This window comes from Rhodococcus sp. H29-C3 (genome assembly GCF_030063405.1).
In the GTDB taxonomy this organism is placed as follows: domain Bacteria; phylum Actinomycetota; class Actinomycetes; order Mycobacteriales; family Mycobacteriaceae; genus Rhodococcoides.
In genome coordinates this window covers 156883-183747 of sequence record NZ_JASITC010000002.1, presented here as the reverse complement: position 1 = coordinate 183747, position 26865 = coordinate 156883, and the positions used below count along the sequence as shown (strand labels likewise).

The window sequence follows — 26865 nt, the reverse complement described above, 5'->3', positions numbered from 1 at the left end:
GAGGGTAACTGGGCGCGGACTCCTTTTCAGGCGGGGTATGTCACAGCCTGGCCGACGACACGGACGCACACGCGGTCCCCAGGGATGAGGGTGGTGGCACCGAAGCGCCGGACCGTCACCCGTTCGGTGTCCGTTCCAGTTGCGGTATCGAGGCGGATGCCGAGCAACATCTCCGATCCGAGGTACTCGACGTCGATCACTCTTCCGGATACGCCGGTGCCGTCCGGAGTGAGTTCGATCTGCTCTGGACGCACCATGATGCGTGCGTCGCCATGAATGCCGTTCGATGCCACCGCGATGTCACCGAGGGCGCATCGGGCCGTACCGTCGGCGACAGACGCTGCCAACACGACGGCGTCGCCGATGAATCGCGCAGTGGGGACGTCGATGGGCGTGGAATAAATTTCGCTGGGGGTTCCGATCTGCGCGAGGCGGCCGGCACTCATCACAGCCACGCGGTCAGCGAACGAAAGAGCCTCGGGTTGATCGTGAGTGACGAGAATCGTGGTGATTCCGGCCTTCTCCAGGACGCCGGCGACGATCCGACGTGTATGCGCCCGCAACCCGGCGTCGAGCGCGGAGAACGGTTCGTCGAGCAGCATCAGTTCCGGTTCGCGCGCTAGTGCCCGCGCGAGGGCTACGCGTTGCTGTTGCCCGCCCGAGAGTTGGTCGGGTCGACGGGTAGCGAAAGATGCGTCCAGCGAGACCATTTCGAGCAGTTCGGTAATTCTGGCTGCGGTCCGGCCTCGTCGGGGCAACCCGAATCCGACGTTGGCGCCAACAGTGGCGTGCGGGAACAATGCCCCGTCTTGGGCGACGTAGCCTATCGACCGTCGGTGCGCGGGCGTCCAACTTCCGCCGGCAACGACACGGCCGGCAAGTGCGATCGTTCCTGCATCCGGTCTTTCGAATCCAGCAATCAGACGGAGCAACGTGGTTTTGCCACACCCTGATGGACCGACGATCGCGGTGGTGGACCCACCTTCGACGGTGAGCCCGATCTGGTGAAGGACGGTCGCAGCTCCGAACCTCTTGTCGAGGCCGTGCACTTCGAGTGCGTAGGTCATAATCCGGCTACCTTCTTCGACTGAGTGAAGAGTACGTAGGTCATGGGCAGTGACAGTACGATCATCATGAATGCGTACGGCGCCGCCCCGGCGTAGTCGATCTCGCTGCTCAGCGACCAGAACTGTGTGGCAAGGGTACGAGTACCGGTCGGTGCCAGCAGCAGAGTCGCGGTCAATTCGTTGACGATTCCCAAGAACACCAATGCTCCACCGGCCGCCGTGGCTGGGGCAGCGAGCGGCAACGTCACTCGGATGAAGGCCGACAGCGGTGAGATACCAAGCGACTGTGCCGATTCCTCCAGACCGATCGGGGCTTGCGCGAGTCCGGCTCTCAGGTTCACCAGCGCACGAGGCAGAAAGAGCAGCGCATAAGCCGCGATCACCACGGTGACGGTTTGATAAAGCGGCTGCAGGTAACGGATGGATACGGTGATGAATGCCAGTGCCACCACGATTCCTGGTAGCGAACTCGAGATGTATGTGCAGGCTTCGAGGATGCGACTGAGTCGCCCGCGGCGGCGGATCGAAATCCAGGCGATCGGGAAGGCGAGCACACAGGTCACAACCGCGCCGGCAACGCCGAAGCCGACGGTCTGGACCACCGCGGAGCCGAGAAAATCGAGCTCCCAGACCGCGGTTCCGCCGATGACGAGCCAGCGCAGGACGCTGACCACCGGGACACCGACGGACAGGACGGTCAGCGCCGCGAGGAACAACAGCGCGACCATCGAGTTCTTCCAACCGAGTTCGGCGGGGACTGCCCGACGCGCGGCGCCGGCGCCGATGCGGGCATACCGCGCGTTGCCCCTGACGACCGATTCGATCACCAGCAGCGTGAGACAGAGCAACACCAGGACACTGGCGAGCATCGTTGCTGCCGACCCGTTGAACGTCGACTGGTACTGATCGAAGATCGCGGTGGTGAACGTGTCGAATCGGATGAAAACGAACGCGCCGTACTCGGCGAGCAGGTGCAGGGAGACCAAGAGTGCCCCGCCGGCGATGGCCAGCCGTAGCTGAGGCACCACGACCTGGAAGAACACTGCCCACGGTCCGGCGCCGAGCGCGCGCGCCGATTCCTCTACCGCCGGGTCGAGTCGACGTAGCGTCGCGGATACGGGAATGTAGACCAGCGGAAAATACGACAGCGTCGCAATGAGAACGCCGCCGTGCAATCCACCGAGGGAAGGGACCGTGCTCACCCACGAATAACTGTTCACGAACGCCGGTACGGCAAGTGGTGCCGCCAGCAGCACAGCCCAGACCTTGGCTCCGAACACTCGGGTGCGTTCGACGAGCCAGGCAGCCATGACGCCGACGACGATGCAGATCGGCACTGTGATGACGACCAGCAATACCGTGTTGGTGAGTAGTTCCCCAACCCTGGGTCGGAACAACAACGACGACGCAGTATCGAAGCCCGTGTCGATACTTTCTACGATCACGTACCCGAGCGGGATGATCGATGCGGCCGCCACGACGAGCGCGGCGACGGCCAAGGGCAGCGAGATACGGCGTCGGGATCTCCCGCGACGCAACGTATTCGACTCCCTCGGCCGTCGCCGGCCGATCAGTTCGAGATTCAGAGCAGGCCGGCTTCGGTCATCAGTTCGGAAACCTGTGGGCTGTTGAGCTTCGCAGGGTCGACCTGTGGGGCCTGGAGATCAGCCAGCGGAACGAGCTCCGGGTTCGCTGCGACTTCGCTGCCCACCGTGTACTCGAACGACGTTCCGGTCTGCAGGACATCCTGACCCTGTTTGCCGGTGATGAACTTCAGGAATTGTTGTGCCGCATCCTGTTTCGAGCTGGACTCCAGGACGCCTCCACCGGAGACGCTGACAAATGCACCTGGATCCTCGTTCTTGAAGTAGTGCATTGCGACGTTCTTGCTGTTCTCGCCGGTCTTGGCCTGGTCCCCGAACCAGTAGTAGTGGTAGATGACACCGCCCGGGATTTCACCGGCATTGACGGCCTTCATCACCGTGCTGTTGCCCTTGTAGGTGCGGACGTTGTCCTTCATCCCCGCCAGCCATTGCCGAGTGGCGTCTTCGCCCTTCAGTTCCAGCAGAGCGCTGACGATAGCCTGGAAATCGGCGCCCGAGGGTGAGGCGGCCCAGCGGTCTTTCCATGCGGGATCCTGCAGATCGAGCAGTGACTTCGGCAGCTGATCCTGCTTCAGCATGTCCTTGTTGTACGCGAAGACGGTGGAACGTGCTGCGATGCCGGTCCACTTGTTGCTCGACGGACGGTAGTCGCTCGGCACCTGATCGAGGGCGTCCTGGTTCACGTCGGCGAACAGCCCGGCGTTTTCGACCAGCGTCATCGCGGGGGAGTTCTCGGTGAGAAACACATCTGCGGGTGACCTATCGCCCTCGGCTACGAGTTGGTTGCCGAGTTCGGAATCGCTGCCGTTACGCAGTTCCACCTCGATGCCCGACTCCGCAGTGAAGGCATCGGCCCATTCCTGCGTCAGCGACTCGTGTTGCGCGTTGTACACGGTGATCTTCTCGGCCGCGCCAGAGTCCGTCTCGTCGTCCGATCCGGAATTCGAGCACCCCGCCATGGTCAGCACAGCGGCAGCGGCGAGCGCAACCGCAGACGTCAGTCCGTTTCGTCTTTTCATCGAATGTCCTTTGTCGGCGCAGCGGGACTCTCCAGCCGTCTACAGGAAAATGATGCCATACACAGGATTGGCAATCCTAACGACCGGGGGTGATGGACGCTGGATTCGCGATGTGGTGGTGGTCATCCGAGCGAGGTGACGCGGAGGGGCCCACGCGCCCTGGTCAGAGCCGGCTGATCAGACATCGAGCGCAACATCAGCACTCCTGTCCAGGCTGTAATCGTGCATCCTGCTCAATCAAGAAACGAACTATTGCGCTAGCTGATGATTGCGAGTTGTGTCGTAGGTAACAGTGAAGTTGGATTGGAGGCGAGGTCATGAACGCGAACAGCAGTGCCGACACGCTCATCCAGATCGTCACACCGGAGGGCAAGCGGACACCCCAGTCGGAGTACAGCGAGGCAATTGCTGACGTCACGATCGACACCGTGCGTGGGCTGTACGAGGATCTCGTCGTGGTTCGCCGCATCGACGCCGAGGCGACAGCGTTGCAGCGTCAGGGCGAGCTCGGACTGTGGGCGCCGCTGCTCGGTCAAGAAGCCGCGCAGGTGGGTTCGGCTCGCGCTCTGCACTCCGAGGACTTCGTATTCGCCAGCTACCGTGAACACGGAGTCGCATATTGCCGGGGCGTCGACCCGACGGAGATGCTCCGATTCTGGCGCGGTTCGACACAGTCGGGCTGGAATCCCTACGACTACAACATGACGACGCCGGCCATTATCGTCGGATCGCAGGGGCTGCACGCCACTGGCTACGGGCTGGGGATGAAGTTCGACGGCGCGGAGGGCGCTGTCATCACCTATTTCGGTGATGGCGCGACCAGTCAGGGCGACATCTCCGAGGCACTTGGATTCGCTGCCAGTTTCAGTGCACCGGTGGTGTTCTTCTGCCAGAACAACCAGTGGGCGATCTCGGCGCCGGTATCGGTCCAAACCCACATCACCATTGCCGAACGAGGTCGCGGATTCGGGGTTCCGGCCCTGCGTGTGGATGGTAACGACGTCCTGGCAGTGCTGGCGGCGACGCGCATTGCGTTGGCCAGGGCACGTGAAGGAAGTGGCCCGACGCTGATCGAGGCCGTCACGTATCGCATGGGTCCGCACACCACATCCGATGACCCGACGCGGTATCGGTCCGCTGCACTCGACGACGAGTGGAAGCGTAAAGATCCGATCGAGCGGATCCGGTTGCTGCTCGAGCGTGCAGGCGCCCTGGACGAGGAATTCGAGGCTCGAGTCCGGGACCGCGCGGACACGACGGCCGAGCAGCTGCGAGCGGGATGTCTCGGCACGATCGAGCCGTCGCCGATGTCACTGTTCGACCACGTCTATGCCGAGCCGCACTCGCTGATAACCGAAGAGCGGGAACACTATTCCGCTTACCTTGCCGGATTCGAAGGAGCACGGTCATGACCGCAACACTCGCCGCGCCCAGGACGTTCCCGATCGCGCCGAAGACGCTTCCGCTCGGAAAGGCGCTGAACGCCGGATTGCGCCGAGCCATGGACGAAGATCCGAAGGTGATCCTTCTCGGTGAAGACATCGGCAAACTAGGTGGTGTCTTCAGGATCACCGAGGGGCTGCAGAAGGATTTCGGGCCGAACCGGGTGATCGACACTCCGCTCGCCGAGTCCGGAATCATCGGCATGGCAGTAGGTTTGGCCATTCGCGGTTACCGCCCGGTCTGCGAGATTCAGTTCGATGGCTTCATCTACCCTGCTTTCGACCAGATCGTCTCGCAGGTGGCCAAGCTGCACTATCGAACCAGCGGCAACGTCAAGATGCCGATCACCATCCGCGTCCCCTACGGAGGTGGTATCGGCGCCGTCGAGCATCACTCGGAGTCCCCCGAGGGCTACTTCGCCCAGACCGCAGGCCTTCGCGTGGTCAGCTGCAGCAACGCGGCCGACGCCAACACGATGATTCGGCAGGCCATCGCGTCGGACGATCCGGTGTTGTTCTTCGAACCAAAGCGTCGCTATTGGCAGAAGGGCGAGGTCGACGTCACGGCTTCACTCGACGATGCTTATCCGCTGCACAAGGCTCGCGTCGTGCGCGCAGGCACCGACGCGACGATCGTCGCGTACGGACCTCTGGTGACCACCGCGCTTCAGGCAGCGGATATTGCTGCAGAGGAGGGACATTCGATCGAAATCATCGACTTGCGCTCCCTCTCCCCACTCGACATGGACACGATCAGCGCCTCGGTACGCAAAACCGGCCGACTCGTCGTGACGCACGAGGCCGCTACGTTCCTCGGCATCGGTGCAGAAGTTGCTGCGCGGGTGCAGGAGCAGTGTTTCTACAGCCTCGAAGCGCCGGTACTGCGAGTCTGTGGATTCAGCACTCCGTACCCGCCGGCGAAGCTGGAGGCGCACTTCCTTCCGGATGCCGACCGGATTCTCGACGCCGTCGACCGCGCACTCGCTTTCGGACAGACCTGACATGGCGACCGTCAAGAGCTTTCTGCTTCCAGACCTCGGGGAGGGCCTCACCGAAGCCGAACTGATCACCTGGTTGGTGAAGGTCGGTGACACCATCGAACTCAATCAGGTCATCGCCGAGGTGGAGACCGTCAAGGCGTGTGTCGAACTGCCTTCCCCCTACGCGGGCATCGTCACCGCTCTTCGTGCAGAAGTGGGAACCACCGTCGAGGTCGGCACCGCACTGATCGATATTTCCCAAGCAGCCGAGGTCGATCCGGCACCGGAAGAACCGCCCCAACAGGATGACCATGTTCCCGTCCTGGTCGGATACGGGGTTGCTGGGGTGGCGCCGAGCAAACGAGCGAACCGCAGACAGCCCGCGCCTCCTGTAGCCCTTTCGGCCGTCGCCAAGCCGTTGGCGTCACCGCCGGTTCGGCACGTCGCGCAGCAGGAAGGCGTCGATCTGGCCGAGGTGCCCGCCACCGGAGTGCATGGCGACGTCACTCGTGCAGACATTGCGGCCTATCTCGACCGGGCTCCCGAGAAGGTCGATGCTGGGAGGAATGAGACTCGCACTCCGATTGCAGGCGTCCGAAAGCACACGGCCGCAGCGATGGTCGCCAGTGCCTTCACGGCTCCACACGTCACCGAGTTCATCACCGTCGATGTCACGCCGACCGTCGAACTACTGGACTCGCTGCGGACCACCGATCATTTTCGCGAGGTGCGGCTGACGCCGTTGGCGATGGTTGCCAAAGCCTTGTTGGTTGCGCTGCGGGGCAATCCGAGCTTGAACTCCGAGTGGGACGAGGACCGGCAGGAAGTTGTCACCAAGCACTACGTCAATCTGGGTATCGCCGCTGCCACGCCGCGCGGCCTGATGGTGCCCAACATCAAGAACGCGAACATGCTCGGCCTGAAGGATCTTGCGTATGCACTGGCCGCGTTGACCGGGACGGCAAAAGAAGGCAAGACCGGGCCCGGCGATCTCGCCGAAGGAACTATCACGATCACCAATGTCGGTGTCTTCGGGGTGGATTCGGGGACACCGATTCTGAATCCGGGTGAGGCAGCGATCTTGTGCTTCGGCGCAATCCGGCGTCAACCGTGGGAGTTCGAGGGTGAGATCGCGTTACGGTCGGTGACCACGTTGAGCTTGTCGTTCGATCACCGGCTCGTCGACGGCGAACAGGGGTCGAGATTTCTCGCCGACATCGCCTCGATGCTGTCCGACCCCAGAAATTTGATCGCGTTGAGCTGAGGAAGTCACGCACGCTCCTGGGCTCAGAAGTGCTGCTTACCAACGTCGTTCGAGTCGTCCCGTCAGAATGTGGGCTTGTTGGAGTAATAGAGTTCCGAGTTCGTGGCGACGCTGCGGTCGAAACCTTGTCTCGACGCCGGTGAGACTGACCGCCCAGGCGGGCTTGCCTGCCCGGTCGAACACGGCAGCCCCGATGCCCCAACTGCCCTCGACCAGCAACGCAGGATTGACTGCGTACCCCGATTCGCGGGTGGCCGCGATGCGCTCGCGAAGGACGTCGGGATGGTGCTGCGGTCCCCACTCCGATTGCAGATCGGCCTGTCCGAGGTATTCGTCGATCTCGCGGTCGGGTAGATGCGCCAGAATGACCAAACCCGCCGACGCGACCCCGAGCGGCAACCGGATGCCCTCGTACAACACATGGGACCGCAGCGGAAAACTGCCATCCTCGCGCAGCAGACACACTGTTTCGTCGCCGCGGCGTGTGGACAGGAAAGCACTCTCACCGCTTTCTCTCGCGAGCGTGTGTACGACGCTGCGTGCCTGCTCGGTGATGTCGTAACGACCGGCGGCTGCCGATCCGAGCAGGTACATCTCCGGTCCGAGGGCCCATCGTCCGGTGGCTGAGTCTCTGTCGAGAAATCCTTCCTCGGTCAGCGAGGTCAGCAAGCGGTGTGCCGTCGGTCGCGCGAGGCCGGTCGCCTTGGCAAGTTCTGTGGTCGAAGCGCCAGTGGGTTCGGCGGCGCCTACCGCGCGCAACAGTGCCGTTGCGCGCCCGACGACGTTGGGCCCGCTGCTCTGCTGCGTCATGCCGGTCAGTCTAACGTTCACTCAGTGAACGCTGGTGGAGTGTCCGTTCGACTCACGAACAGTATGCGGCTGTTGTGCGTCTTCTGCTTCCCTTTCTATGCACTTCAACGTCTACTGAGGCACAGAAGATCGAGCGTTTACTGAGTGAACACCTGAGGAGTATTGATGCCGGGACCTGTGAGAACGTCGAGAAAGGTATTCGAGTCCGCAGCGGCGGCGGTGGCCGATATCGGGAACGGTGCGAGCCTTGCGGTCGGCGGGTTCGGATTGTGTGGCATCCCCGATGCACTCATCGAAGCGATCGCGGAAACCGAGGCGACCGACCTCGAGGTGTTCTCCAACAATTGCGGCGTCGACGATCACGGACTCGGCATCCTGCTCTCGATCGGCCGCATCCGCCGCGTCACAGCGTCCTATGTCGGCGAGAACAAGGAGTTCGCGAGGCAATACCTCGCCGGCGAACTCGAAGTCGAACTCACTCCACAGGGGACTCTTGCCGAGCGACTCAGAGCAGGGGGTACCGGTATCCCGGCGTTCTTCACCCCCGCCGGCGTCGGCAGCCCCATCGCCGACGGCGGGATGCCGTGGCGTTATCGTCCCGACGGCACAGTCGCGATCGAATCCCCACCCAAAGAGACGCGGTTGTTCGGCAACAAACGGTACGTGATGGAAGTAGCGATCAACGCCGATTTCGCACTCGTGCATGCCGCGCTCGGGGATACCGAAGGAAACCTCGTCTTCGACAAAACTGCAAAAAATTTCAACCCACTCGCAGCAATGGCAGGCCGAGTGACCATCGCACAGGTCGAGAAATTGGTCCAACCAGGCGAGATCGACCCGGCGGCAGTGCACCTGCCCGGGGTCTTCGTCACGCGGATCGTTCACACCGGACAGCAGAACAAGCGCATCGAAAAGCGCACGGTCAGTGCAGGAGTGCAATCATGACGGCATCGGTGGCAACGGGCTGGACTCGCAACGAAATGGCTCGACGTGCCGCGGCCGAGATGGTCGACGGCGAGTACGTCAACCTCGGGATCGGCTTACCCACATTGATTCCGGGCTATCTGTCGGCGGATATTTCCGTGGTGCTGCACTCGGAGAACGGAATCCTGGGCACCGGGCCGTACCCGACGGTGGACAAGGTGGACGCAGACCTCATCAACGCGGGCAAGGAAACCGTTACCGTCAATTCCGGTGCCGCATATTTCGATTCATCGCTGTCGTTCGGGATGATCCGCGGCGGCCACATCGACACCGCGGTGCTCGGCGGCATGCAGGTTTCGCAAACGGGTGACCTGGCCAACTGGATGGTCCCCGGCAAAATGGTCAAGGGTATGGGCGGTGCCATGGACCTCGTCCACGGCGCGCGCAGGGTCATCGTCGTCATGGAGCACACCGACCGCGACGGCAATCCCAAGATCCTCGACACCTGCACCCTCCCGCTGACCGGCCGACGCGTCGTGAATCGCATCATCACCAATCTCGCGGTGATCGACGTCGTCGGCGATGGAACGCTGGCTCTGGTGGAACTCGCACCGGGCGTGACCGTCGAGCAGGTGGCCGACGCTACCGGAGTCACGTTGAGTTGATCAGGGTTGTCCAGGCTCGCTCAGCTGCTCATGTCGATCGGTAATCCACGTACGCGGTTCGTACCGAGAACATAACGTAGCGAGTGTCAATTCACGCGGTGGTGTGAGTGCGTGACGGGGTGACATATCGATGCGCGTATCGACCAATTTGTGCGATCCGGATCTCACCGTTCGACAGTGCACAATGCAAGATCGAGATCCTCGTGAATGTCGGGGCGCACGCGGAAACCGCATAAAGGTATACAAATCATTCGCTTGATTTGCCCGTGAAAGTTAGTCTTTCGGTATTTTCGAATTATGAATATCGAGTCGATACTAGTCCCAGTGCGGCGGACGCTCGAGCGCGTCAGGAATCTTGGTTTCGGTGTCGCCTATGGCGGCGTTGATCTGAAACTGTGTGAGGAACAGGCTCTTTCGAAGATCCGCGCCGGAGAGGTCGGTGTCGCGTAGGTCCGCACCGATCATATCGGCGAATCGCAGATCGGACCCTCGCATGTCTGCTGCAACAAGGTAGGCGCCGCGGAAGCTGGCACCGGCCAGGTCGATCCCCGTCAGTCTCTTTCCGACGAGATCCGCCCCTCGATAGTTCCTTTTCTTGCCCTTTGCCTGTGCCCGAACCAGATCGCTGGCCGCCAGCAATACCTCGTTCACATGTCCTCGATGTCGATCGACGTCGAGCTGGGCGAGCTCCTCGGCGGACCCACCGGCCAGTGCCTCGGTGGCATGGAGCGCGCTCTGCAGGCGAGCACGAACGGGCTCGGCCGCTGGGAGGCCGACTGCCTCGGTCAGATACCAGAGCAGCTCGTGCAGCGCACGCACAACGGGAAAGACCTCGAACATCCGACCTGCAAGAGCGGTGTCCTCGCGCCAACTTCGGCCGCCGAACGTGTGCTGTGAGACTTGTTGCCCGGCGCCGAAGCAGTCGTACACCGTGCACCCACGGAATCCTGAGCTGCGGAGCTTCGTGTGTATTCCGCAGCGAAAGTCCTCCTGCAGATTGCGGCAGGGCTCGCCTGCATCCTTGTCCACGGCGAAGTCGGAGGATCGGGCGAACGGCAGCGCGACGCAGCAGAGACCGAAGCAGCTCGAACAGTCGGCGAGCAGATTGGGTCGAGGGGCGGGCAGAGTCACCCGTCAACTGTCGTCCGACTCTGATGTGCCGGTCAAGTCACCTCGACTGACCTGGCGTAACAAGCGGATATTGTGGCCGCACAAGTGCAAGACCTCTACCGGCCGCGCACTCGAGCAGTCAACGTGGAGGCATGACCCCACCAGCCATCCTGACATCATCGCGGACACGGCTGTTCGAGAACCTCGACCGCCCTGGGCAGATGCTCGAACACCTCGGCCCCAACTGGTTCGCATCGATCATGGGCACCGGCATCGTCGCCAACGCAGCGGCGACGCTTCCGCTACATGTCACCGGCCTCCACACCTTCGCGCTGATCGTGTGGGCAATCGCGTCGACCGCGTTGATCGCCTTGGTCGCCGCGTTCGCTGCGCACTGGATCCTGCACGGCGGCAATGCCCGTCGATACGCACGGCACCCGGTTGCGTCACTGTTCTACGGTGCCCCGCCGATGGCGTTTCTGACGGTCGGCGCCGGAACACTGCTCGTCGGCAAAGACGTACTGGGGCAGAGCGCGGCATTGTCGATCGACGTGGTCCTGTGGACGGCAGGCACGCTGATGGGCCTAGCGACAACCGTGTGGATTCCATGGCGGATGATCGCTGCGCGCGCCCACGCTGCGCCGCTGCCTGCTTGGCTGATGCCCGTCGTCCCACCCATGGTTTCTGCCTCGACAGGAGTATTTCTGTTGCAGCACATGGACGGCCGACCGCGATTGGTCCTTCTTGTCGCCTGTTATGCGATGTTCGCGCTGAGCCTGACCGTTGGCATGTTCACCATGGCGCTGATCGGGCGACACCTGCTTCGAGGTGGCACTCCGCCGCTTGCGGCCATACCCACAGTGTGGATCTGCCTCGGGTTGATCGGCCAGTCCATCACCGCAGCGAACCTGCTCGGCGGCGTCTCGGCAAAGGTGTTTTCCGGCGAGGATGCAGCCATCGCGTCGGGTCTGCATCTCGTCGGGATCGTCTACGGAATTGTGATGGCTGTATTCGGCGCGCTCGTGTTCGCGACGGCCACTGTATTGACCGTCAGGGCTGCGTCGCAGGGACTGAGATTCTCGCTGACCTGGTGGAGCTTCACCTTTCCCGTCGGCACCTGTGTCACGGGTGCCGCCGCTCTCGGAACAGCAACGAACAGTGCCGGGCTACATCTGCTTGCCGTCGCATTGTTCGTGCTCCTCGTCACCGCATGGGCGGTCGTTGCGACCAACACGGTGCGTGGATCGTTGTCAGGACGAATTTTTCTCCCTGCGTGAGAGCGAGAGCTGCGTTAAAGTCGGATCGGAAGTTACACAGTCGGTAGGGCGCTGGCCACGGCCGTCCCGGAAGGCTCCTCGATGATTCGACAGGATTCGATCCATCCGTTGTTACTACTCGACGTCGTCCACATCCTCCGTTCCGCCGGATGTGTCTACGCCGAGGACGAAGCACAGTTGATGACCGCCGCATTCGAAGGCGCCGAACTCGAAGACATGGTGTCCCGACGCGCGTCGGGGATCCCGCTGGAGCAGTTGCTCGGGTGGGCCGAGTTCTGTGGCATACGCGTCACCGTCGGCCCCGGTGTTTTCGTGCCTCGCCGACGCACCGAGTTGTTGGTGGAGCAGGCCGCATCCCTACAGATCGAGACCGTGGTCGACATCTGTTGCGGTTCGGGCGCAGTCGGAGCCGCTCTCGCATCCGCGCACCCCGGTATCGAATTGCATTGCACCGACGTGGATCCCGTTGCTCTGGAGTTCGCCCGAATTAATGTCGGGCCCCTCGGTGGGCAGGTGCACGAGGGTGACTTGTATGCGGCACTACCGCTGAACCTGCGCGGCAACGTCGATGTCGTGGTGGCGAATGCGCCCTACGTTCCGACGGACGAGATCGGCTCGATGCCGTCGGAAGCGCGCGATCACGAACCGAGGGTGGCCCTCGACGGCGGTGTCGACGGTCTTGCGGTGCAGCGGCGGGTGGCGGCGGACGCATCGCGCTGGCTTGTCCCCGGCGGTCATCTGCTGATCGAAACCAGCGCGCTGCAGGCACCCGAGACCGCGAGCCTCGTTCGAGACGCAGGCTTCGACACACGCGTGGTGCGCTCGAATGAGATCGATGCAACGGTCGTGCTCGGGACGTGTGGAGTTGGTCGCTAAGTGGCGGCGTTCTTCGACCGCTAAGCGGCGTCAGTTGCCGATGACGAGGATGCTGGCCGGGGCTTCGATGACGTCGTCGGAGTCGAGGGCGCGTCCTAGGCGCTTCCAGTGACGGTCGAGCACGTAGAAAACGGTGCCGGGTCGGTTGGCGAGGGCGTCGTGATCACCGAGAGGAGGACCGTGCGAGGATCATGTCCTCGCTTATTCTAGTGCTAGAATAAGCCTGTGGAATTGACACCGACCGAACTGGCCATCCTCGGTCTCATCGCGGAGCAGCCGAGGCATGGCTACGACCTCGACCAGGTGATCGAACAACGTGGGTTCCGCCGCTGGGCCGAGATCGGCTTCTCGTCTATTTATTACGTGCTCACGAAGCTTGAAGGTCGCGGCCTCATCGAGTCCGATGACGCTCAGACCGGTGCCAAGTCCAGAAGGGTGTTCCATGCGACCACAGCGGGGCGGCACGCCGCGAAAGAAAGCGCCGTCACGTTCATCGCTGACCAGCGAACCGTCGTGCACCCCGTGCTCGTCGGGCTCGCCAACCTGTCGTTGATCTCCGAGGAGGACTACGTCGACTCACTCCAGCGACGCCTGATCTGGATCGACAAGCGGATCAGCGCCGTCACCGCTGCTGAGCGCTTCCAGTCCCCCCTCCCTCGTCCCGCCCGCGAAGTCTTCTCGTATTCACTGAGCCTCCTCGAGGCAGAAAGGTCGTGGCTCGCGACTCGAGTCCCGGTGTCCAATGAGTGAATCGATGCCTCGAGGAGGCAGCGACGGGCCGGTCAACGCAACGATCATCGACGCAGTCCCCACCGCCGGCGGACTACATTGCGAGACGACGGCGCTCGGCGTTCTCCTGACGCACGCCGGGCTTTCGCTGTCCGAGCCGATGCTGTTCGGTTTGGGCGCGGGGTTGTCTTTCGTTTTCTGGGATTCCAAACAGCAGGACCTGCCGTTCCTCGGCGGCCGGGTCAAGCCGTTCGCGCTCACACAGGCCCTGACCTCACGACTGGGAATGGCTCTGCGCGTGGAGGAGACGACCTCGGCGCGGAAGGCGTGGGATCGACTGCGCACAACCATCGACCGCGGCACACCTGTCGGCCTGCAGCTCGACAGCCACGATCTGGAGTACTTCGGATCCAGGGTGCATTTCGCCGGTCACGTCGTTGCCATGTATGGCTACGACCAGGACACGGCATACCTGATCGATACGGCTCAGCAGGGCGGGAAGGTCTCGACCACCCTGGAAAGTTTGACGCGGGCACGAGCAGCGCGAGGACCGATGTCTGCACACCACCGCGCATTCACTGTGAACGTGCCCACCGCAGCGGCGAGGCCCGAGCGGATCCACGAGGCGATCGTTCCTGCGATCACTGCCTGCGCAAAGGAATTCCTTGCGCCCCCGATCGCCAACCTCGGCAACCGCGGCATCCTCACTGCGGCCAAGCGGATCCCATCATGGTTCGACCGAGTGGCCGACCCTGCTCGCGATCTCGCGGTCATCGCGATGCTGATGGAGCGGGCGGGCACGGGAGGGGCGCTGTTCCGCAATCTGTATCGGGACTTCCTGACCGAAAGCGAGGAGCTCGTCGCACGCAGATCACATGCGGACATCATCATTGAGAACGCGGCCCGGTTCGCGGAATCCGCACTGCTCTGGACCCGAGCCTCAGAATTGATCGCCCACGCCGGTAGCACGGGACAGGCGGACTTCCTGACCGAGGCTGCCGAGGTGCTCAGAAGGATCGAATGGATCGAAACAGCGGCGATGACATCGCTCGCTTCGCTGGAGAAGGCCGAACAACGGGGAGGACGCCAATGAAGGTGAACAACCCACATGCCGCAGTGCGACCGTCCGCGCCACTAGAACTGCTGGACAGCCGACCGTCGCTACGGTGACCGCTCGAACTCGAAATTCGTCGAGGTTCTACGGTCAAGTCATGAGCATGGAAGTCACGGCGCGGAACCAGATGTATCGGACGATGAATGCCTCCTCGCAACAGACGAAATTCTCGGCTGAGACCGCACGCAGGATATTGACGTTCGCGCAGCCACACCGGCGCAAGCTGATCGGATTCGTCCTGCTCAGCGTCGTGCTCGCGGCGCTGGCGGTCGCAACGCCCGTCCTCGCCGGTCGAGTCGTCAATGCAATCGTCGACGGTGAGGCGTTCGAGGTGGTCCTGCGCCTGGCATTGCTGATCGGGCTCATCGCCATCTTCGACGCGGCAATCGGTCTATTCAGTCGGTGGTTGTCCTCGAACATCGGCGAGGCGCTCATCCTCGACCTACGTACCGCAGTGTTCGATCACGTGCAGCGGATGCCGATCGCGTTCTTCACTCGCACCAGAACCGGTGCCCTCGTAAGTCGGCTCAACAACGACGTCATCGGTGCGCAGAGGGCATTCAGCGACACCCTGTCCGGGGTGGTGAGCAACCTGGTCACACTGGTGCTGACGTTGGTCGTCATGATCGGCATTTCTTGGCAGATCACCCTGATGGCGTTGATTCTATTGCCGGTCTTCGTCATACCCGCGCGGCGGATGGGTCGCAGGCTGGCGCGGCTGCAACGTGAGGCGGCAGACCACAACTCGGCGATGAGTACGCAGATGACCGAGCGGTTTTCTGCCCCGGGAGCGACGTTGGTGAAGTTGTTCGGCCAACCCGACATCGAATCCACCGAGTTCGCGGTGCGTGCTTCCCGTGTCCGGGACATCGGCGTGCGCAGCGCGATGGTGCAGACGGTCTTCATCACGGCGTTGACGCTCGTGTCGGCCCTTGCGCTTGCCGTCGTCTATGGTCTCGGCGGTTTCTACGCGCTACGTGGACAGCTCGACCCTGGGTCTGTTGTGGCGCTGTCGCTGCTACTCGCTCGGCTGTATTCGCCGCTGACACAGCTGGCCAGCGCCCGCGTCGAGATCATGAGTGCGCTCGTCAGCTTCGAGCGAGTCTTCGAAGTACTCGATCTGGTTCCGTTGATCCAGGACAAGCCTGACGCGACACACGTTCCCGACGGGCCGGTGTCGGTAGAACTCGACGACGTCCGATTCGCCTACCCGTCGGCTGACAAGGTGTCTCTGGCCTCGCTCGAAGAAGTGTCCACGCTCGATTCGCGTGGCGGCGAACAAGTTCTGCACGGCGTGTCGTTCCGCGCGGAGCCCGGCCAGATGGTGGCCCTCGTCGGCACCTCGGGCGCAGGTAAGTCGACGATCGCCCAGCTGATTGCACGGCTGTACGACGTCGACAGTGGCGCAGTACGTCTCGCCGGCGTAGACGTGCGCGACCTGACCGCCGAGTCGATCCGAGGTGCAGTCGGAATGGTGACCCAGGACGGGCATCTGTTCCACGAGACCATCCGAGCGAACATCGTGTTGCCGCGGCCGGACGCTTCGGACGAGGAAGTCTGGGATGCACTGAACCGGGCCAGGCTCAGCGATCTCGTTGCTTCGCTGCCTGACGGGCTGGACACTGTCGTCGGCGAGCGTGGGTACCGACTGTCCGGCGGTGAAAGGCAGCGACTGACCATTGCGCGTCTACTCGTCGCGCGGCCGCGTGTGGTCATTCTGGACGAGGCAACTGCGTCGTTGGACTCGACGTCGGAGGTCGCCGTCCAGGCTGCGCTGAGTGAAGCGTTGGAGGGGAAGACATCGGTGGTGATCGCTCATCGACTGTCGACGATCCGTGCCGCCGACGTCATTTTGGTCGTCGAAGCAGGTCGGATCGTCCAGCGTGGTACCCATAGCGAGCTCCTCGCAGCGGGGGGACGCTACGAGGAGCTACATCGGACCCAGTTTTCGGTGGAAGCGCAGCCTGCGGAGTGACCGGGGTAGGTGGAAGCGCAGCCTGCGGAGTGACCGGGGGGATCGTATGGGCGGGGCTCAGCAGTTGCTGGGTGCAGGGGCTCCGTCGAAGCGGGCATTGATCCAGTCCAGTGCCTGCGGCAATCCGAGGACCGCCGCGGTGAGGTGGTCGTTGCTTTCCACCTGGACCTCTTGGACCTGGACGCCGGCTGCGCAGTAGCGGCCGAGAGTGTTGGTGATCGAGGAGACTGGAATCAGGGCGTCGGTCGGGCTGTGCCACTCGAAGTACGGCGCTTTCGGCACTCCGGGATACATTTCGACGCTGTTCTCGTTGACGGCGGCGACCATTTCCGGGTTGTTGATCAGGTCGGTGGTGTCGGCGACCTGGGTCGCGCTCTTCCCTGCGCCCACACGAAGGATGTCGTTGGTGCATCCGTTCTGCATTTCACGGGCCATTTGCTGTCCGAGCGGGTTGAGCTGCGCTGTGATGGGAATGCGGTTGGGGTACTCGCGTTCGAGACCGAGGGCTGCTGCGAAAGCGAGGCCGAAGACGGGATGGGGATTGAATCCGAGGTCGCGAGCCATCCGTTCGAGGTTCATCGGAGCTCCGCCTGCTGCGCTGCCGACGATGTTCAGTTCCGGTGCATAGGCAGCCTGCAATGCCGCAGCCCACGCCGTCGCCATTCCGCCGCCCGAGTATCCCGCGAGTGCTACTGGGCTCTGCGCTACCTGGAGTGGATCGAAGTGCTGTGCGGCCCGAATGCTGTCGAGGACGATCTGCCCGCCCAACTTCGCGGCGCCGTACGCACTGTTCGGTCCGAGGTGATCGGCGATGTTGACGGTCCAGCCGCGCTGTAGAGCGGCGTTGAGTGCCGGGGCTTCGCGAATGACGAGGTTGGGGTCGTTGGACCACAGCGCCTGTGAAGGAGCGCATTCCAAACCGAGTGCATTGATGATGTGTTGGTAGGAAAGCAGGGGGCCGTTGGACGGTTTGTTCTTCGGAGCGATGACGGTGGTGACCGCCGCGATCGGCGCACCGGTCGAATTCGTCGAACGGAATCGCAGCTGCCAGACGTCCACGTCGAAAAATCCTGCCGGCGGAGCCATCGGTCGACTCGAGATGATGTCGCCCGGGTTCTTCGCCTCAAGGTCCGGCGTCGGACCGTAGAACGCGTCCGAGATCGGCGTCGGTTGTAGCGGACCGGCAGCAGCCGGTGCAGCTGCCACCAGGGCGGAACACGCGACCAGGGCCGCGGTCACTCCGGCAGCCCCCATCAATGCAATAGCGCGCATAGCGTCGTACCCTTTCGAAAAATTTTGGACTCGAACTGAGACTGGCTCATTTCGCAACCACCCGAGGGGTATATGTAAAAAGATATCCCACCCGTTACTTTCAGCCCCTCCAGGTCGCAGTGGAGAAAGTGCGCCGAAAAAGTGTTGGAACCCCATAAAGGGTGTGCCGTACGAGGCTATGGGTTGTTCTCGATGACGACCTCCGACGGCCGTTTGTCTTCACGAATTCCACGCCAGCTCGGATGACGGAGATGCATGGAATCGGTCCATTCATAGAATCGAACCTCGGCGACGAGAGTCGGCGTGGTCCAGACGGCATCTTTCCGGTCTGCGGTGGGAAGTTGCTCGGAGAATGGCGACTCGTCGGTCTCGATTGGAGCCAACAGCTCACTCAGCTGCTCCAGTGCGCGGTCGCTGAAACCGGTTCCGACGCGACCCAGATACTGGAGGCCGCGAGGCCCGGGAGCACCGACCAGCAGCGACCCGGGACCGCCTGCGCGACGGCCGCGGCCGCGTCGCCAACCTCCGATGACCACCTCCTGGGTCCGCCAGTTCTTGGTTTTGATCCAGGTCTTTGCGCGCTTGCCCGGCTGATAGATCGAGTCGGTTCGTTTGGCGACGACCCCCTCCCAGCCGCGCCGGACGCTCTCGGCGAGTGCTTCTTCGGCCGTGCCGGTCAGTTGCTCCGGTACGAGCACCGACTCGAGTCCGGTCGTCAACAATTCGAGTAGGCGTCGCCTATCGGAGTACTTCTTTTTCACCAGCGACGTGCCGTCGAGATTCAGCAGATCGAAGGCGATAAAGCGCACTTTCCGGCCCGAACTGTTCTGTAGTAATTCGAAGCTGGTTATGCCGTCGGTATCGAATACCACCGCTTCACCGTCGAGAATGACATCGTGGTCTGCCAGTTCGTCGGCCACCGTGGAAAGCGAGGGAAAGCGTGCGGTGAGGTCGTTGCCGGCGCGCGATACGAGCTTCATTTCTCCGTGGGCACACCGTGCGATCACACGGAATCCGTCCCACTTTCCCTCGAACGCCCACTCTCCGTCGGCGAGGTCGGTGATGTCACCCGCCGTAGCGAGCATCGGCGCGATGTCTGCCGTGATCGGAGCCGCGTCCTTCATCAGATGCATGAGCCATTGATCGCCCTTGGTGCGGATCAGCGCATAGCGACCCTTCGCCTTGTCTCCATGCAGGACGACGATCACCTCGTTCTCGCGCCACTTCTCCAGTTCGTAGGTACCGCTGTCCCAAATCGACACCTCGCCACCCCCGTACTCACCTTTGGGGATGCTGCCCTCGAACGATGCGTATTCGAGCGGGTGGTCTTCGGTGCGTACGGCGAGGCGGTTCTTCCCCGGGTCCTCGGGAATGTTCTTCGGCACTGCCCACGAGACCAGGACGCCGTCGTGTTCGAGTCGGAAGTCGTAGTGCAACCGTCGAGCATGATGTTCTTGGATGACGAACGTATCGCCGTTCCCTGTCTGCTCGGTGCTCTCCGGTATCGGTTCCGGGGTCTTGGCGGCACTACGCTTGTTTCGGTACGTGGTCAGCTTGTCCGGCTCGAAGTGCTCGATCGGTGGATCCAGGTCGGCGAGCAGATCACCGTCGCGGCGGTAACGATCGAGGACTTCCTCGAAACCTAGCTGCCTCAGTCCTGGAGACTCGAGTTCGTCCCACGATCGTGGGGCCGCGACGGTCGGTTCAGCCCGTCCTCGGAGCGAGTACGGCGCAACGGTCGTCTTCTTCCCGTTGTTCTGCGACCAATCCACGAACACCCGGCCGGTGCGTTTGGCCTTCGCCATCGTCGCCGTCACTCGATCGGGCGATCGATCCTCCAACAACGTCGCGACGCGCTTGGCCACCGTCGAGGCACCAGAGGACGTCAGGGGCTTATCCAACGGCACATAGAGATGAATCCCTTTGCTCCCGCTGGTTACAGGAAACGCCCGGAATCCGATCTCGGAGATCATGTCTCGAATCTCGCATGCGACCTCGGCGCAGCGGTCCAGGTCGACGTCGTCGCCGGGGTCGAGATCGAACACCATCCTCGTGGCGGGGCCCGGTGCGTTCCCGTCGAATCGCCATTGCGGAACATGCGCCTCGATCGCGCCTTGCTGGCCGAGCCACGCGAGATCGGCAGCGCTGGAGAAGAGAGGGTATGTCACGACGCGATCGGAGTGCGTGATGTCGCGCCTGTCGACCCAGTCCGGGGCGGAAGACGCAAGATTTTTCTCGAAGAACGAAGGCTGCTCGACGCCGTTCGGCCAGCGCTTCCTGGTGACCGCTCGGCCGATGATGTGCGGGAGCATTGCCGGGGCAACGCTCGTGTAGTACTCGATGACCTCGCTTTTGGTAGTGCCAGTACTCGGAAACAGCACCTTGTCGAGATTGGTCACCGAGACTTTCCGACCTGCGATGTCGAGCGTCGCCATGTGCTCAGGCTAACGGTCGCCAGCGGGGCCGCGAGACACTTGTGCAAAGCTCGAAGCATGGCAACGATCAGCGTCTCGGTAGAGATGCCCGAGGATCCGCAGGGCGCATGGGACAAAGCGTCGGCGCTCGACAGGTTCGACGAGTGGATGACAATCCATGGTGGCTGGTGCTCCCCGCCCCCCAAGGTGCTGAGCAAAGGTACCGAAGTGGAGTCCCTCGTCAAGGTCAAAGGCTTCAAGAACACGATCCAATGGACGTTCACCGAGTTCGATGAACCCAAGCTGATCGAGATGTCGGGAACAGGTAAAGGTGGCATCAAGATCTCGTTGACCATTCACGTCAGCGAGCATCGGAGCGGATCGAAACTGACGCTCGACGCCTACTTCGGTGGGGGAGTCCTCTTCGGCCCGGTCGGCAGCGTCGTCGCGCGGGCTCTGGGTTCCGATGTCACCAAGTCGGTGGCGAACCTCGCCGCTCTACCCGCCTAGACCCCAGCGTTGCGGGTGCGACGCAGCCACCACAGCCCGGCTATCGGGAGAATCACCGGGATGAACACATATCCCTGTCCGAAGTGTGACCACACGGTCGCGTCGGGGAAATCGTCTGGCTGAAGGTAGCTGAGAGCGCCCACGGCCAGCACTCCGACCAGTTCGATGATGCAGGAGACCATCACCACGCGCCGCGAGGCCTCGGTTGCTCGTGCGAGGCCGACGGTGGCGATGATGTAGACCACCGCTGCCACCGCCGACAAGATGTACGCGAACGGAGCTTCGTCGAAGCGCGTCGTCAGCTGGACCAGAGATCTCGATGTCGCCGCGACCGCGAAGACTGCGTAGACCGCGATCAGGAAGCGGCCGAAACCGGTACGGGTTGCTTTCTTCAGGCTGTCGTCTTGGGAGCTATCAGGCATATCCGGCCCATATCTGGCTCAGGCGCAGCACCATGGCTGCGAGGGTGAGGACGGCGACCAGCAGAACCGCTGTGCCGCCGCGAGAGCGATCACCGAGCGACCACCACGTGCCGATCGGAAGCAACAACAGCAAGCCGATCAGGTAGGCGCCGAAGGTGAGCCGATGAATCTCGCGATCACTGGTGAACATCGCGACAAATCCGATGATGGCCTGCGCGAGAACCACTACCTCGGTTGCTGAGATGGTCCAGAAGAGGGCACGATCCGCGCGGTTCTTCAACAGCACCGGGCTGTTCGAGAAAAGTTTGACGAGAACCCATACGCCGACGACCAGTGACATCGCATACAACAGGCCGCTGACGGCGCCGATCATCTTTGTTCCTCTTGCTTACTGGCGAGTGGTGCGGACAGACCCCAGGGTATCGGTCCGCGGACGGCTACCGTTCCTTCGGTTGATCGTCCGCGCTTCTGCGCAGTGCATGCGGCTTGAGTTTGTGGAAACCACGCACCCGCAGGGATCTGATGGCTTTGAGGCGGAACTCCGAGTCGCCGTCGAGCATCTCGGTCATCGCGGTGTCCACCAGAATGGTTCCCGGATGTGCCGAACTGGTAAGTCTGGCAGCTATGTTGACGACCGAGCCGTACAGGTCGCCGTACCGGGCGAGCACCGATCCCCATGCCAAACCGATACGGAGTTCGGGTATGTCCCCGTGTGCCTCGAACGCATACTGGAGATCGAGAGCGATGTGAGCCGCATCTTCGGCGGTCTGCGCACTGAACATGACCTCGTCGCCGACATTCTTGATGACGGACCCGCGGCCACGGGCAATGATGTTCGTGGCGATCGACTCGAACTCCTCGAGCAGAGTCGTCAGTTCCTCGATACCGAGGCGTCGGGTCAGGCTGGTGTAGCCGACCATGTCCGCGAATCCGACGCCGAGGGTGCGGCTGGTGGTTTCTTCGGTCGGGCCGGCGATGGACCGGCCCGCGGTAGCAGCTAGATGTCGACGCCAGGTGTAGGACTGCAGGGCTTCGAGAGTGGGAACTGTTTGCGCTGCAATGGATCTCGCGTCACGTCGAATCGCGTCGAGATCGGCCGGGTCCTCGCTGGCGGTATGAGAGGTGATTCGATCCAGAATGTGGGAATTGACCACGGCCACCTGCCATTCGGCGAGCCGGGACATCGACTGCCCGAGAGTACGCGCGATGGCGACCTCCATCTCCGGCTTGATCACTTTCTGATCGGTGAGGCTCGTGATCAGTCGCAGCGCATCGAGATCGGCATCGGTGTACACGACCGCGGAGGGGTCGGTGTGAACCGGAAAACCCATCGCGATCCACAGCTGCACCACTCGTTCGAGCGGAAGGCCGGACTTTTCGGCGATATCGGCCCGCGTGTACCTGCGTTCGCCACCGAGAAGTGTGTTCTCGATCTCGGTCTGCACAACCGAACTGATCTGATTTTCAGTCATATCCCAGCGTTCTGTCGAAATACGATCGGACGTCCTCGATGTAGGAGTCGAGCTTGTCCGGTTCCCAATCTGTGGTCGGAATCGGTTCGCCGACGGTCACCTTGACGGTACCGGAATGCGCCGTGAAGTCCTTCTTCCACATCACGTCGCCGGCATTGTGGATGACGATGGGAACGATGGGGACCTTGGCCTGCATCGCCAGATGAAAGCCGCCCTTCTTGAAGCGTCCCAATCTGGAGGTGGGCATTCGAGTGCCTTCGGGTGCGATCGCGACCGAGATACCCGAATGCAATTTCTCGATGGCGGGGAGCAGCGCTTCACGCGCCTTGGCCGGATCGCCTCGATCGATGTAGGCGACGTCGAAAATCATTCCGAGCAGGGCAAACCTGGGATCGCGCTCGAGTTCACGCTTGGCGACAGCGGTGATGTCCCGGCGAAGAATCGAGGTGACGATCAGTGAATCGGCCGCGCTTTGATGATTGAACATGAACACTGCGGGCCGCGCGGACCAGGCATTCTCGGTGCCGGTGACGTCGAGCTTGATGCCGGCGAGCGTCAAGGCGATGTCCGGTGCGACGGTGGAGGTGATGTTGGCGCCGGTCCGCCGACTGCGCGTGAGGATGCCGAGCCCGATGCCGATGCCGGCGCTGGCGATCACTGCCCCCATCGCAGCGGTGCTGCGAACTGCCGAAGTGAGATCGGTTCCACGTCGGGGGCTTTCGAGGCGCAATATCGGCCACCCTGCCTTCTTTGCATAACGGTCGAGCTCGGCGTCAGGATTCAACGCGACCGGCCGTCCGGCTTCGAGCAGCATCGGGACGTCCTCGCCGCCGTTCGAGTAGACGAAGCACTCTGCGAGATCGAGTTTCTCGCGCTCGGCGTAGTCGGTGACAGCCTGGGCTTTTCTCGGTCCCCACAACGAATTTCCGACCAGTTCACCGGTCAGAACCCCGTCGGTCACGACGGGCGTCGTGCACAACAACTCGTCGAACATCATGTCTTCGCGTACCGGAATCGCCTGGTACGGAGTTGCCGACGTGGCAATGATCAAGCGATGGCCCGCATGCCGGTGCGCTTCGACGAGAATGCGAGCCTGCGGGTAGATCATCGGTGCAATCTCGTTGCGGAACAACGTGTATGCCTGCGTCATCAGGTCTTCTTCGCGGCGACCTTCCAGGCCCCTGACAGCCTTGCCCATCAAATTGTCGACGGGGGAGTTCCGCATTCGCATCTCGACGACTGCACTCGAGATTTCCCACAGTTCGCGCACCGTCACATCGAGCGTCTTCAGTCGTTCCAGGAACACTGCTTTGGCAGAGAAGCCGTTGATCAAGGTGCCGTCGAGATCGAAGAATGCTGCAGTGCCCGGTCCCGCGGGCGCCTCGGCGATGGCAGTCAACTGATCGGCCAGCTGAGTCATCAGCCCTCCTCTCCCGGCTCGTCGCTGTTCGTTGTGTCACTGCAAGGCGAGCCGTCCGGTGAGTTGATCGGATCGACCTCGTTCAGCTGACGACGAGCCATGTCGCGAATCAATCTGGCTTTACGTGCCCATTCGTTGATCTCCCGGGCGAAGTCGCGTCGGCACTGGGCAACATTTTCGCCGGTGGGATCGATGAGGTTGCGGTTCTCGGCCAATTGCAGAGCGGTGTCGAACAATTCGCCTGAAATGGACTCGCTGTGGTCGAGCTGCTGTCGCAGGCGACGGGTCTGAGCGGCACCCAAGCATTGGGCGATGAAGACAGGCTTGTCGAACTCCGAATCCACCGGCAGCAGCATCAACTGATCCGCAACGACCTGATATGCCTCCATGATCGGCTGCAGAACGCGGTGTGCGAGGTGCAAGTCCTGTGATTGAAGTTGTTGCACTGCGTAATCGGGGTCGGACAGGTTGGCTCGCCAGTTCGGATCGATGAGTTCGACTTCGGTCTCGAGTCGTTCACCGAACTCCTTTTTGTCACCGAAGAAGAATTCGAATTTCAGCAGGTCACGCAGTGCGAGTGCGGACGCCCACATCGACTCCGGCGTCGATGCCGTTGTCTGACCCTGATCCGGCAAGGTGACCAGTTCGCCGATCGCACGCATGACGAAGTAGTGAATTGCGTTGTTGCGGAAGAATGCTGCGACCAGATGTTTGTCCTGAGCAAGGTAGAACACCGGCTCGGGGCCGTCGTCGAATCTCTTGACAACACCCGCCGCCACCTGCGCGACGACGGCCGCGCGCACCACGTCGACCTCGCTGATATCGACACCACCTGCCGTGGGCAACCCGCGCCGGCGGATGTACGAAGCGAGTGGGGCGATGATGGCCCACATCTCGTGGACGTTCAATGCCCGGTCTTCGATGCCGAGCAATGCCATCGTCACCAGTGCCGCCGGGGTGACCGGTGTCGAATTGTTGATGGCGTGCGCGACGCTGATGGCGATCCGCTGGACCGCAACGCGCTTGTCCTCGCTTGCATCGACGATGGATCGGACAGAGATCGGCTCGCCGAACGTCAGGTATACGTTTCCGCGTAGTTTGCCCTGCGCGCGAACGTATCCGAGCGCCATTCGAATGCCTTCTGCCTGCTTCTTCGCGCCATGCGACTCCGCAGCCATGGCACCGACCTCGTGCAAGCGGTCGTAGGTGATCGAGGTCGGGACCAGATATACATCCTCGGCGTCGCTGTTCTCGAGTGCATCGACGAGGTAGGTGAGCAAGCCGAACCGCGGTGGCCGTAGTTTGCCCGTTCGGCTGCGTCCACCCTCGATGTACCACTCGAGGTTGAAGCGTTTGCTCAGCAGAAAACTCATGTACTGACGCAGCGTCCACTTGTAGATCTCGTCGGAGAACTTGCGTTGGATGAGTACAACGCCACTGCGTTTGGCTATCGGGCCCAGCGGCCAGAATCCGACGTTGATTCCGCCCATCACATGGTTGAGTGGGAGACCTTCCGCGAGCAGCGCTGGTCGAAGGACCAGGGGGTCGAGATAGGAACGGTGGTTCGGGAGGAAGACCAGCGGATAGCTTTTGTTGAGTTCGCGAACCTTCTGCAACCCAGTCCGGTCGACGTCGACGCGGTATGCCCGCGAGAAATACGCGCCGAGCGTTCCCCACATTTCCACCGCCCGTCGAGTCTCGGTGGCGACCATCTCGTCCAGAATCTTGTGCACGCGACGTTCGACGTCGGCGATGTTCTCGCCGACCTTGGTGGCGAGGTCTTGCATCCCGTCATGGAACTTCTTCTGCTCCGTCATGTCCTCGACGACGAAACGCGGGATCTTGTACTCGGAACCGATGACGTCACGCTCGGCGCGATCGAGCGCGAGGCTGGCCTGTCTATGAATGAAGGATGAGAGCGAAGTTCCACCCACCCGATCGAACCTCGACTGCAGATCGCTGAGCGTCGCCGGCTCGCCGACCAGGACTGCCGAATGATCCGGGTCTTCGCCCGCAACCCAGCGATCCCATGCCTTGGTGGGCATCGAATTGCCGCGCGGTTTGAATATCCGGTAGAGGATGCTGCCGCGCTTCTTCTCTGTCAGCGTCACTCTCAGTGGCACGAGAAGCGGGTCTTCGGCGATGCCGCGAACCGTGTCGGCGACTTGGTGCGATGCTTCACCGGACAGAACGACCGACGGGGGACGTGGGGTGCCTTCCGCAGTCGTTGCGTCGATCCACTGGTTCAAAGCCTGAACCTCGAGTGTCGAGGCAGCGTCCAGAAGATAAACCTGCTGGCCATCGTTGGTCTTCTGTAAACGCGAATCGACGTGGTACACCGACATGCTCCTGTTCCGTGCCTAACGCAGGCACGCATGTCAGGCTACGCGGAAGCTCTGGTAGATCAGTGGGTTTCCGATACCGATCCCGTACCGCGTGTGCTGCCCGGACTTCACGTATGGTCGATTGAGTAGTGGTGGTTCTTCGGCTATCCGTTTA

At 62.2% G+C, this 26865-nt stretch carries 23 protein-coding genes; 11 read left to right on the top strand and 12 right to left on the bottom strand.

Annotated elements, in window-relative coordinates:
* Nucleotides 1-26: 26 nt before the first annotated feature.
* The 3 genes from QMK32_RS04905 to QMK32_RS04895 form a co-directional block, all read right to left on the bottom strand.
* Nucleotides 27-1067 carry an ABC transporter ATP-binding protein gene (locus QMK32_RS04905; RefSeq protein ID WP_283473377.1) on the bottom strand — a complete coding sequence of 347 codons (1041 nt, stop codon included), beginning with the start codon at nucleotides 1065-1067 and terminating at the stop codon, nucleotides 27-29.
* On the bottom strand, nucleotides 1064-2578 hold the full coding sequence (locus QMK32_RS04900) for an ABC transporter permease (protein ID WP_283473974.1): 1515 nt from the start codon (nucleotides 2576-2578) through the stop codon (nucleotides 1064-1066). Before QMK32_RS04900 ends, QMK32_RS04905 begins: the two co-directional genes overlap by 4 nt.
* Nucleotides 2579-2649: 71 nt before the next feature.
* The gene (locus QMK32_RS04895) at nucleotides 2650-3690 is read right to left on the bottom strand and encodes an iron ABC transporter substrate-binding protein (RefSeq protein ID WP_283473376.1); all 1041 of its coding nucleotides are present in this window, start codon (nucleotides 3688-3690) and stop codon (nucleotides 2650-2652) included.
* A 317-nt stretch (nucleotides 3691-4007) separates the two neighbouring features.
* On the opposite strand from QMK32_RS04895, the gene pdhA reads away from it, so the two are divergent.
* The 3 genes from pdhA to QMK32_RS04880 are packed head-to-tail and all read left to right on the top strand — an operon-like array spanning nucleotide 4008 to nucleotide 7376.
* Complete coding sequence (pdhA, locus tag QMK32_RS04890) at nucleotides 4008-5102, top strand: pyruvate dehydrogenase (acetyl-transferring) E1 component subunit alpha (RefSeq protein ID WP_283473375.1); 1095 nt, start codon at nucleotides 4008-4010, stop codon at nucleotides 5100-5102.
* The gene (locus tag QMK32_RS04885) at nucleotides 5099-6133 is read left to right on the top strand and encodes an alpha-ketoacid dehydrogenase subunit beta (RefSeq protein ID WP_283473374.1); all 1035 of its coding nucleotides are present in this window, start codon (nucleotides 5099-5101) and stop codon (nucleotides 6131-6133) included. The genes pdhA and QMK32_RS04885 overlap by 4 nt, the downstream gene beginning before the upstream one ends.
* 1 nt (nucleotide 6134) lies before the next feature.
* The gene (locus QMK32_RS04880; protein WP_283473373.1) at nucleotides 6135-7376 is read left to right on the top strand and encodes a dihydrolipoamide acetyltransferase family protein; all 1242 of its coding nucleotides are present in this window, start codon (nucleotides 6135-6137) and stop codon (nucleotides 7374-7376) included.
* Between the two features lie 36 nt (nucleotides 7377-7412).
* On the opposite strand, the gene QMK32_RS04875 is transcribed toward QMK32_RS04880, so the two are convergent.
* Nucleotides 7413-8186, bottom strand: coding sequence for an IclR family transcriptional regulator (locus tag QMK32_RS04875; protein WP_283473371.1), 774 nt, complete (start codon nucleotides 8184-8186; stop codon nucleotides 7413-7415).
* A gap of 165 nt (nucleotides 8187-8351) precedes the next feature.
* On the opposite strand from QMK32_RS04875, the gene QMK32_RS04870 reads away from it, so the two are divergent.
* Both QMK32_RS04870 and QMK32_RS04865 read left to right on the top strand, forming a co-directional pair.
* A complete protein-coding gene (locus tag QMK32_RS04870; protein WP_283473370.1) occupies nucleotides 8352-9131 on the top strand; it encodes a CoA transferase subunit A in 780 nt (259 codons plus the stop codon).
* Nucleotides 9128-9775, top strand: a complete 648-nt coding sequence (locus QMK32_RS04865; protein WP_136171901.1) for a 3-oxoacid CoA-transferase subunit B — start codon at nucleotides 9128-9130, stop codon at nucleotides 9773-9775. Before QMK32_RS04870 ends, QMK32_RS04865 begins: the two co-directional genes overlap by 4 nt.
* Before the next feature lie 315 nt (nucleotides 9776-10090).
* Here the strand turns inward: QMK32_RS04865 and QMK32_RS04860 are convergent, their stop codons facing one another.
* Complete coding sequence (locus QMK32_RS04860) at nucleotides 10091-10900, bottom strand: pentapeptide repeat-containing protein (RefSeq protein ID WP_283473973.1); 810 nt, start codon at nucleotides 10898-10900, stop codon at nucleotides 10091-10093.
* A 137-nt stretch (nucleotides 10901-11037) separates the two neighbouring features.
* Between QMK32_RS04860 and QMK32_RS04855 the strand changes: the two genes are divergently transcribed.
* The 5 genes from QMK32_RS04855 to QMK32_RS04835 all read left to right on the top strand — a co-directional run bounded on the left by QMK32_RS04855 (nucleotide 11038) and on the right by QMK32_RS04835 (nucleotide 16856).
* Complete coding sequence (locus QMK32_RS04855; RefSeq protein WP_283473365.1) at nucleotides 11038-12162, top strand: TDT family transporter; 1125 nt, start codon at nucleotides 11038-11040, stop codon at nucleotides 12160-12162.
* Between the two features lie 81 nt (nucleotides 12163-12243).
* Nucleotides 12244-13038, top strand: a complete 795-nt coding sequence (locus QMK32_RS04850) for a putative protein N(5)-glutamine methyltransferase (RefSeq protein WP_283473364.1) — start codon at nucleotides 12244-12246, stop codon at nucleotides 13036-13038.
* A gap of 225 nt (nucleotides 13039-13263) precedes the next feature.
* A complete protein-coding gene (locus QMK32_RS04845) occupies nucleotides 13264-13788 on the top strand; it encodes a PadR family transcriptional regulator (protein ID WP_283473363.1) in 525 nt (174 codons plus the stop codon).
* A gap of 4 nt (nucleotides 13789-13792) precedes the next feature.
* The gene (locus QMK32_RS04840) at nucleotides 13793-14860 is read left to right on the top strand and encodes a BtrH N-terminal domain-containing protein (protein WP_283473362.1); all 1068 of its coding nucleotides are present in this window, start codon (nucleotides 13793-13795) and stop codon (nucleotides 14858-14860) included.
* 118 nt (nucleotides 14861-14978) lie between these two features.
* Nucleotides 14979-16856 (top strand): ABC transporter ATP-binding protein, encoded by a 1878-nt coding sequence (locus tag QMK32_RS04835; protein ID WP_283473361.1) that lies wholly within the window; start codon nucleotides 14979-14981, stop codon nucleotides 16854-16856.
* A 57-nt stretch (nucleotides 16857-16913) separates the two neighbouring features.
* Here the strand turns inward: QMK32_RS04835 and QMK32_RS04830 are convergent, their stop codons facing one another.
* The gene (locus QMK32_RS04830) at nucleotides 16914-18128 is read right to left on the bottom strand and encodes a lipase family protein (RefSeq protein ID WP_283473360.1); all 1215 of its coding nucleotides are present in this window, start codon (nucleotides 18126-18128) and stop codon (nucleotides 16914-16916) included.
* 176 nt (nucleotides 18129-18304) lie between these two features.
* A complete protein-coding gene (locus tag QMK32_RS04825; RefSeq protein ID WP_283473359.1) occupies nucleotides 18305-20563 on the bottom strand; it encodes an ATP-dependent DNA ligase in 2259 nt (752 codons plus the stop codon).
* Between the two features lie 57 nt (nucleotides 20564-20620).
* Between QMK32_RS04825 and QMK32_RS04820 the strand changes: the two genes are divergently transcribed.
* Nucleotides 20621-21052 carry a type II toxin-antitoxin system Rv0910 family toxin gene (locus QMK32_RS04820; RefSeq protein WP_269301669.1) on the top strand — a complete coding sequence of 144 codons (432 nt, stop codon included), beginning with the start codon at nucleotides 20621-20623 and terminating at the stop codon, nucleotides 21050-21052.
* Here the strand turns inward: QMK32_RS04820 and QMK32_RS04815 are convergent.
* The 5 genes from QMK32_RS04815 to QMK32_RS04795 form a co-directional block, all read right to left on the bottom strand.
* Nucleotides 21049-21474, bottom strand: a complete 426-nt coding sequence (locus tag QMK32_RS04815; RefSeq protein WP_269301668.1) for a hypothetical protein — start codon at nucleotides 21472-21474, stop codon at nucleotides 21049-21051. The two genes, QMK32_RS04820 and QMK32_RS04815, sit on opposite strands and share 4 nt — an antisense overlap.
* On the bottom strand, nucleotides 21467-21847 hold the full coding sequence (locus QMK32_RS04810) for a hypothetical protein (RefSeq protein ID WP_084345012.1): 381 nt from the start codon (nucleotides 21845-21847) through the stop codon (nucleotides 21467-21469). Before QMK32_RS04810 ends, QMK32_RS04815 begins: the two co-directional genes overlap by 8 nt.
* Nucleotides 21848-21911: 64 nt before the next feature.
* Nucleotides 21912-22946, bottom strand: a complete 1035-nt coding sequence (locus tag QMK32_RS04805; protein WP_283473358.1) for an adenylate/guanylate cyclase domain-containing protein — start codon at nucleotides 22944-22946, stop codon at nucleotides 21912-21914.
* Complete coding sequence (locus tag QMK32_RS04800) at nucleotides 22939-24366, bottom strand: HAD-IB family hydrolase (RefSeq protein ID WP_283473357.1); 1428 nt, start codon at nucleotides 24364-24366, stop codon at nucleotides 22939-22941. The genes QMK32_RS04805 and QMK32_RS04800 overlap by 8 nt, the downstream gene beginning before the upstream one ends.
* On the bottom strand, nucleotides 24366-26711 hold the full coding sequence (locus tag QMK32_RS04795; protein ID WP_283473356.1) for a glycerol-3-phosphate 1-O-acyltransferase: 2346 nt from the start codon (nucleotides 26709-26711) through the stop codon (nucleotides 24366-24368). Before QMK32_RS04795 ends, QMK32_RS04800 begins: the two co-directional genes overlap by 1 nt.
* Nucleotides 26712-26865 lie beyond the last annotated feature (154 nt).

Excerpts from the sequence above, each read along its gene's own strand:
- QMK32_RS04895 (WP_283473376.1), bottom strand. The coding sequence starts at position 3,690 with ATGAAAAGACGAAACGGACTGACGTCTGCGGTTGCGCTCGCCGCTGCC.
- QMK32_RS04805 (WP_283473358.1), bottom strand. The coding sequence starts at position 22,946 with ATGACTGAAAATCAGATCAGTTCGGTTGTGCAGACCGAGATCGAGAAC.
- QMK32_RS04815 (WP_269301668.1), bottom strand. The coding sequence starts at position 21,474 with ATGCCTGATAGCTCCCAAGACGACAGCCTGAAGAAAGCAACCCGTACC.
- QMK32_RS04885 (WP_283473374.1), top strand. The coding sequence starts at position 5,099 with ATGACCGCAACACTCGCCGCGCCCAGGACGTTCCCGATCGCGCCGAAG.
- pdhA (WP_283473375.1), top strand. The coding sequence starts at position 4,008 with ATGAACGCGAACAGCAGTGCCGACACGCTCATCCAGATCGTCACACCG.
- QMK32_RS04820 (WP_269301669.1), top strand. The coding sequence starts at position 20,621 with ATGGCAACGATCAGCGTCTCGGTAGAGATGCCCGAGGATCCGCAGGGC.
- QMK32_RS04840 (WP_283473362.1), top strand. The coding sequence starts at position 13,793 with ATGCCTCGAGGAGGCAGCGACGGGCCGGTCAACGCAACGATCATCGAC.
- QMK32_RS04880 (WP_283473373.1), top strand. The coding sequence starts at position 6,135 with ATGGCGACCGTCAAGAGCTTTCTGCTTCCAGACCTCGGGGAGGGCCTC.
- QMK32_RS04850 (WP_283473364.1), top strand. The coding sequence starts at position 12,244 with ATGATTCGACAGGATTCGATCCATCCGTTGTTACTACTCGACGTCGTC.
- QMK32_RS04905 (WP_283473377.1), bottom strand. The coding sequence starts at position 1,067 with ATGACCTACGCACTCGAAGTGCACGGCCTCGACAAGAGGTTCGGAGCT.
- QMK32_RS04865 (WP_136171901.1), top strand. The coding sequence starts at position 9,128 with ATGACGGCATCGGTGGCAACGGGCTGGACTCGCAACGAAATGGCTCGA.
- QMK32_RS04855 (WP_283473365.1), top strand. The coding sequence starts at position 11,038 with ATGACCCCACCAGCCATCCTGACATCATCGCGGACACGGCTGTTCGAG.
- QMK32_RS04830 (WP_283473360.1), bottom strand. The coding sequence starts at position 18,128 with ATGCGCGCTATTGCATTGATGGGGGCTGCCGGAGTGACCGCGGCCCTG.
- QMK32_RS04795 (WP_283473356.1), bottom strand. The coding sequence starts at position 26,711 with ATGTCGGTGTACCACGTCGATTCGCGTTTACAGAAGACCAACGATGGC.
- QMK32_RS04800 (WP_283473357.1), bottom strand. The coding sequence starts at position 24,366 with ATGACTCAGCTGGCCGATCAGTTGACTGCCATCGCCGAGGCGCCCGCG.
- QMK32_RS04875 (WP_283473371.1), bottom strand. The coding sequence starts at position 8,186 with ATGACGCAGCAGAGCAGCGGGCCCAACGTCGTCGGGCGCGCAACGGCA.
- QMK32_RS04825 (WP_283473359.1), bottom strand. The coding sequence starts at position 20,563 with ATGGCGACGCTCGACATCGCAGGTCGGAAAGTCTCGGTGACCAATCTC.
- QMK32_RS04835 (WP_283473361.1), top strand. The coding sequence starts at position 14,979 with ATGAGCATGGAAGTCACGGCGCGGAACCAGATGTATCGGACGATGAAT.
- QMK32_RS04810 (WP_084345012.1), bottom strand. The coding sequence starts at position 21,847 with ATGATCGGCGCCGTCAGCGGCCTGTTGTATGCGATGTCACTGGTCGTC.
- QMK32_RS04870 (WP_283473370.1), top strand. The coding sequence starts at position 8,352 with ATGCCGGGACCTGTGAGAACGTCGAGAAAGGTATTCGAGTCCGCAGCG.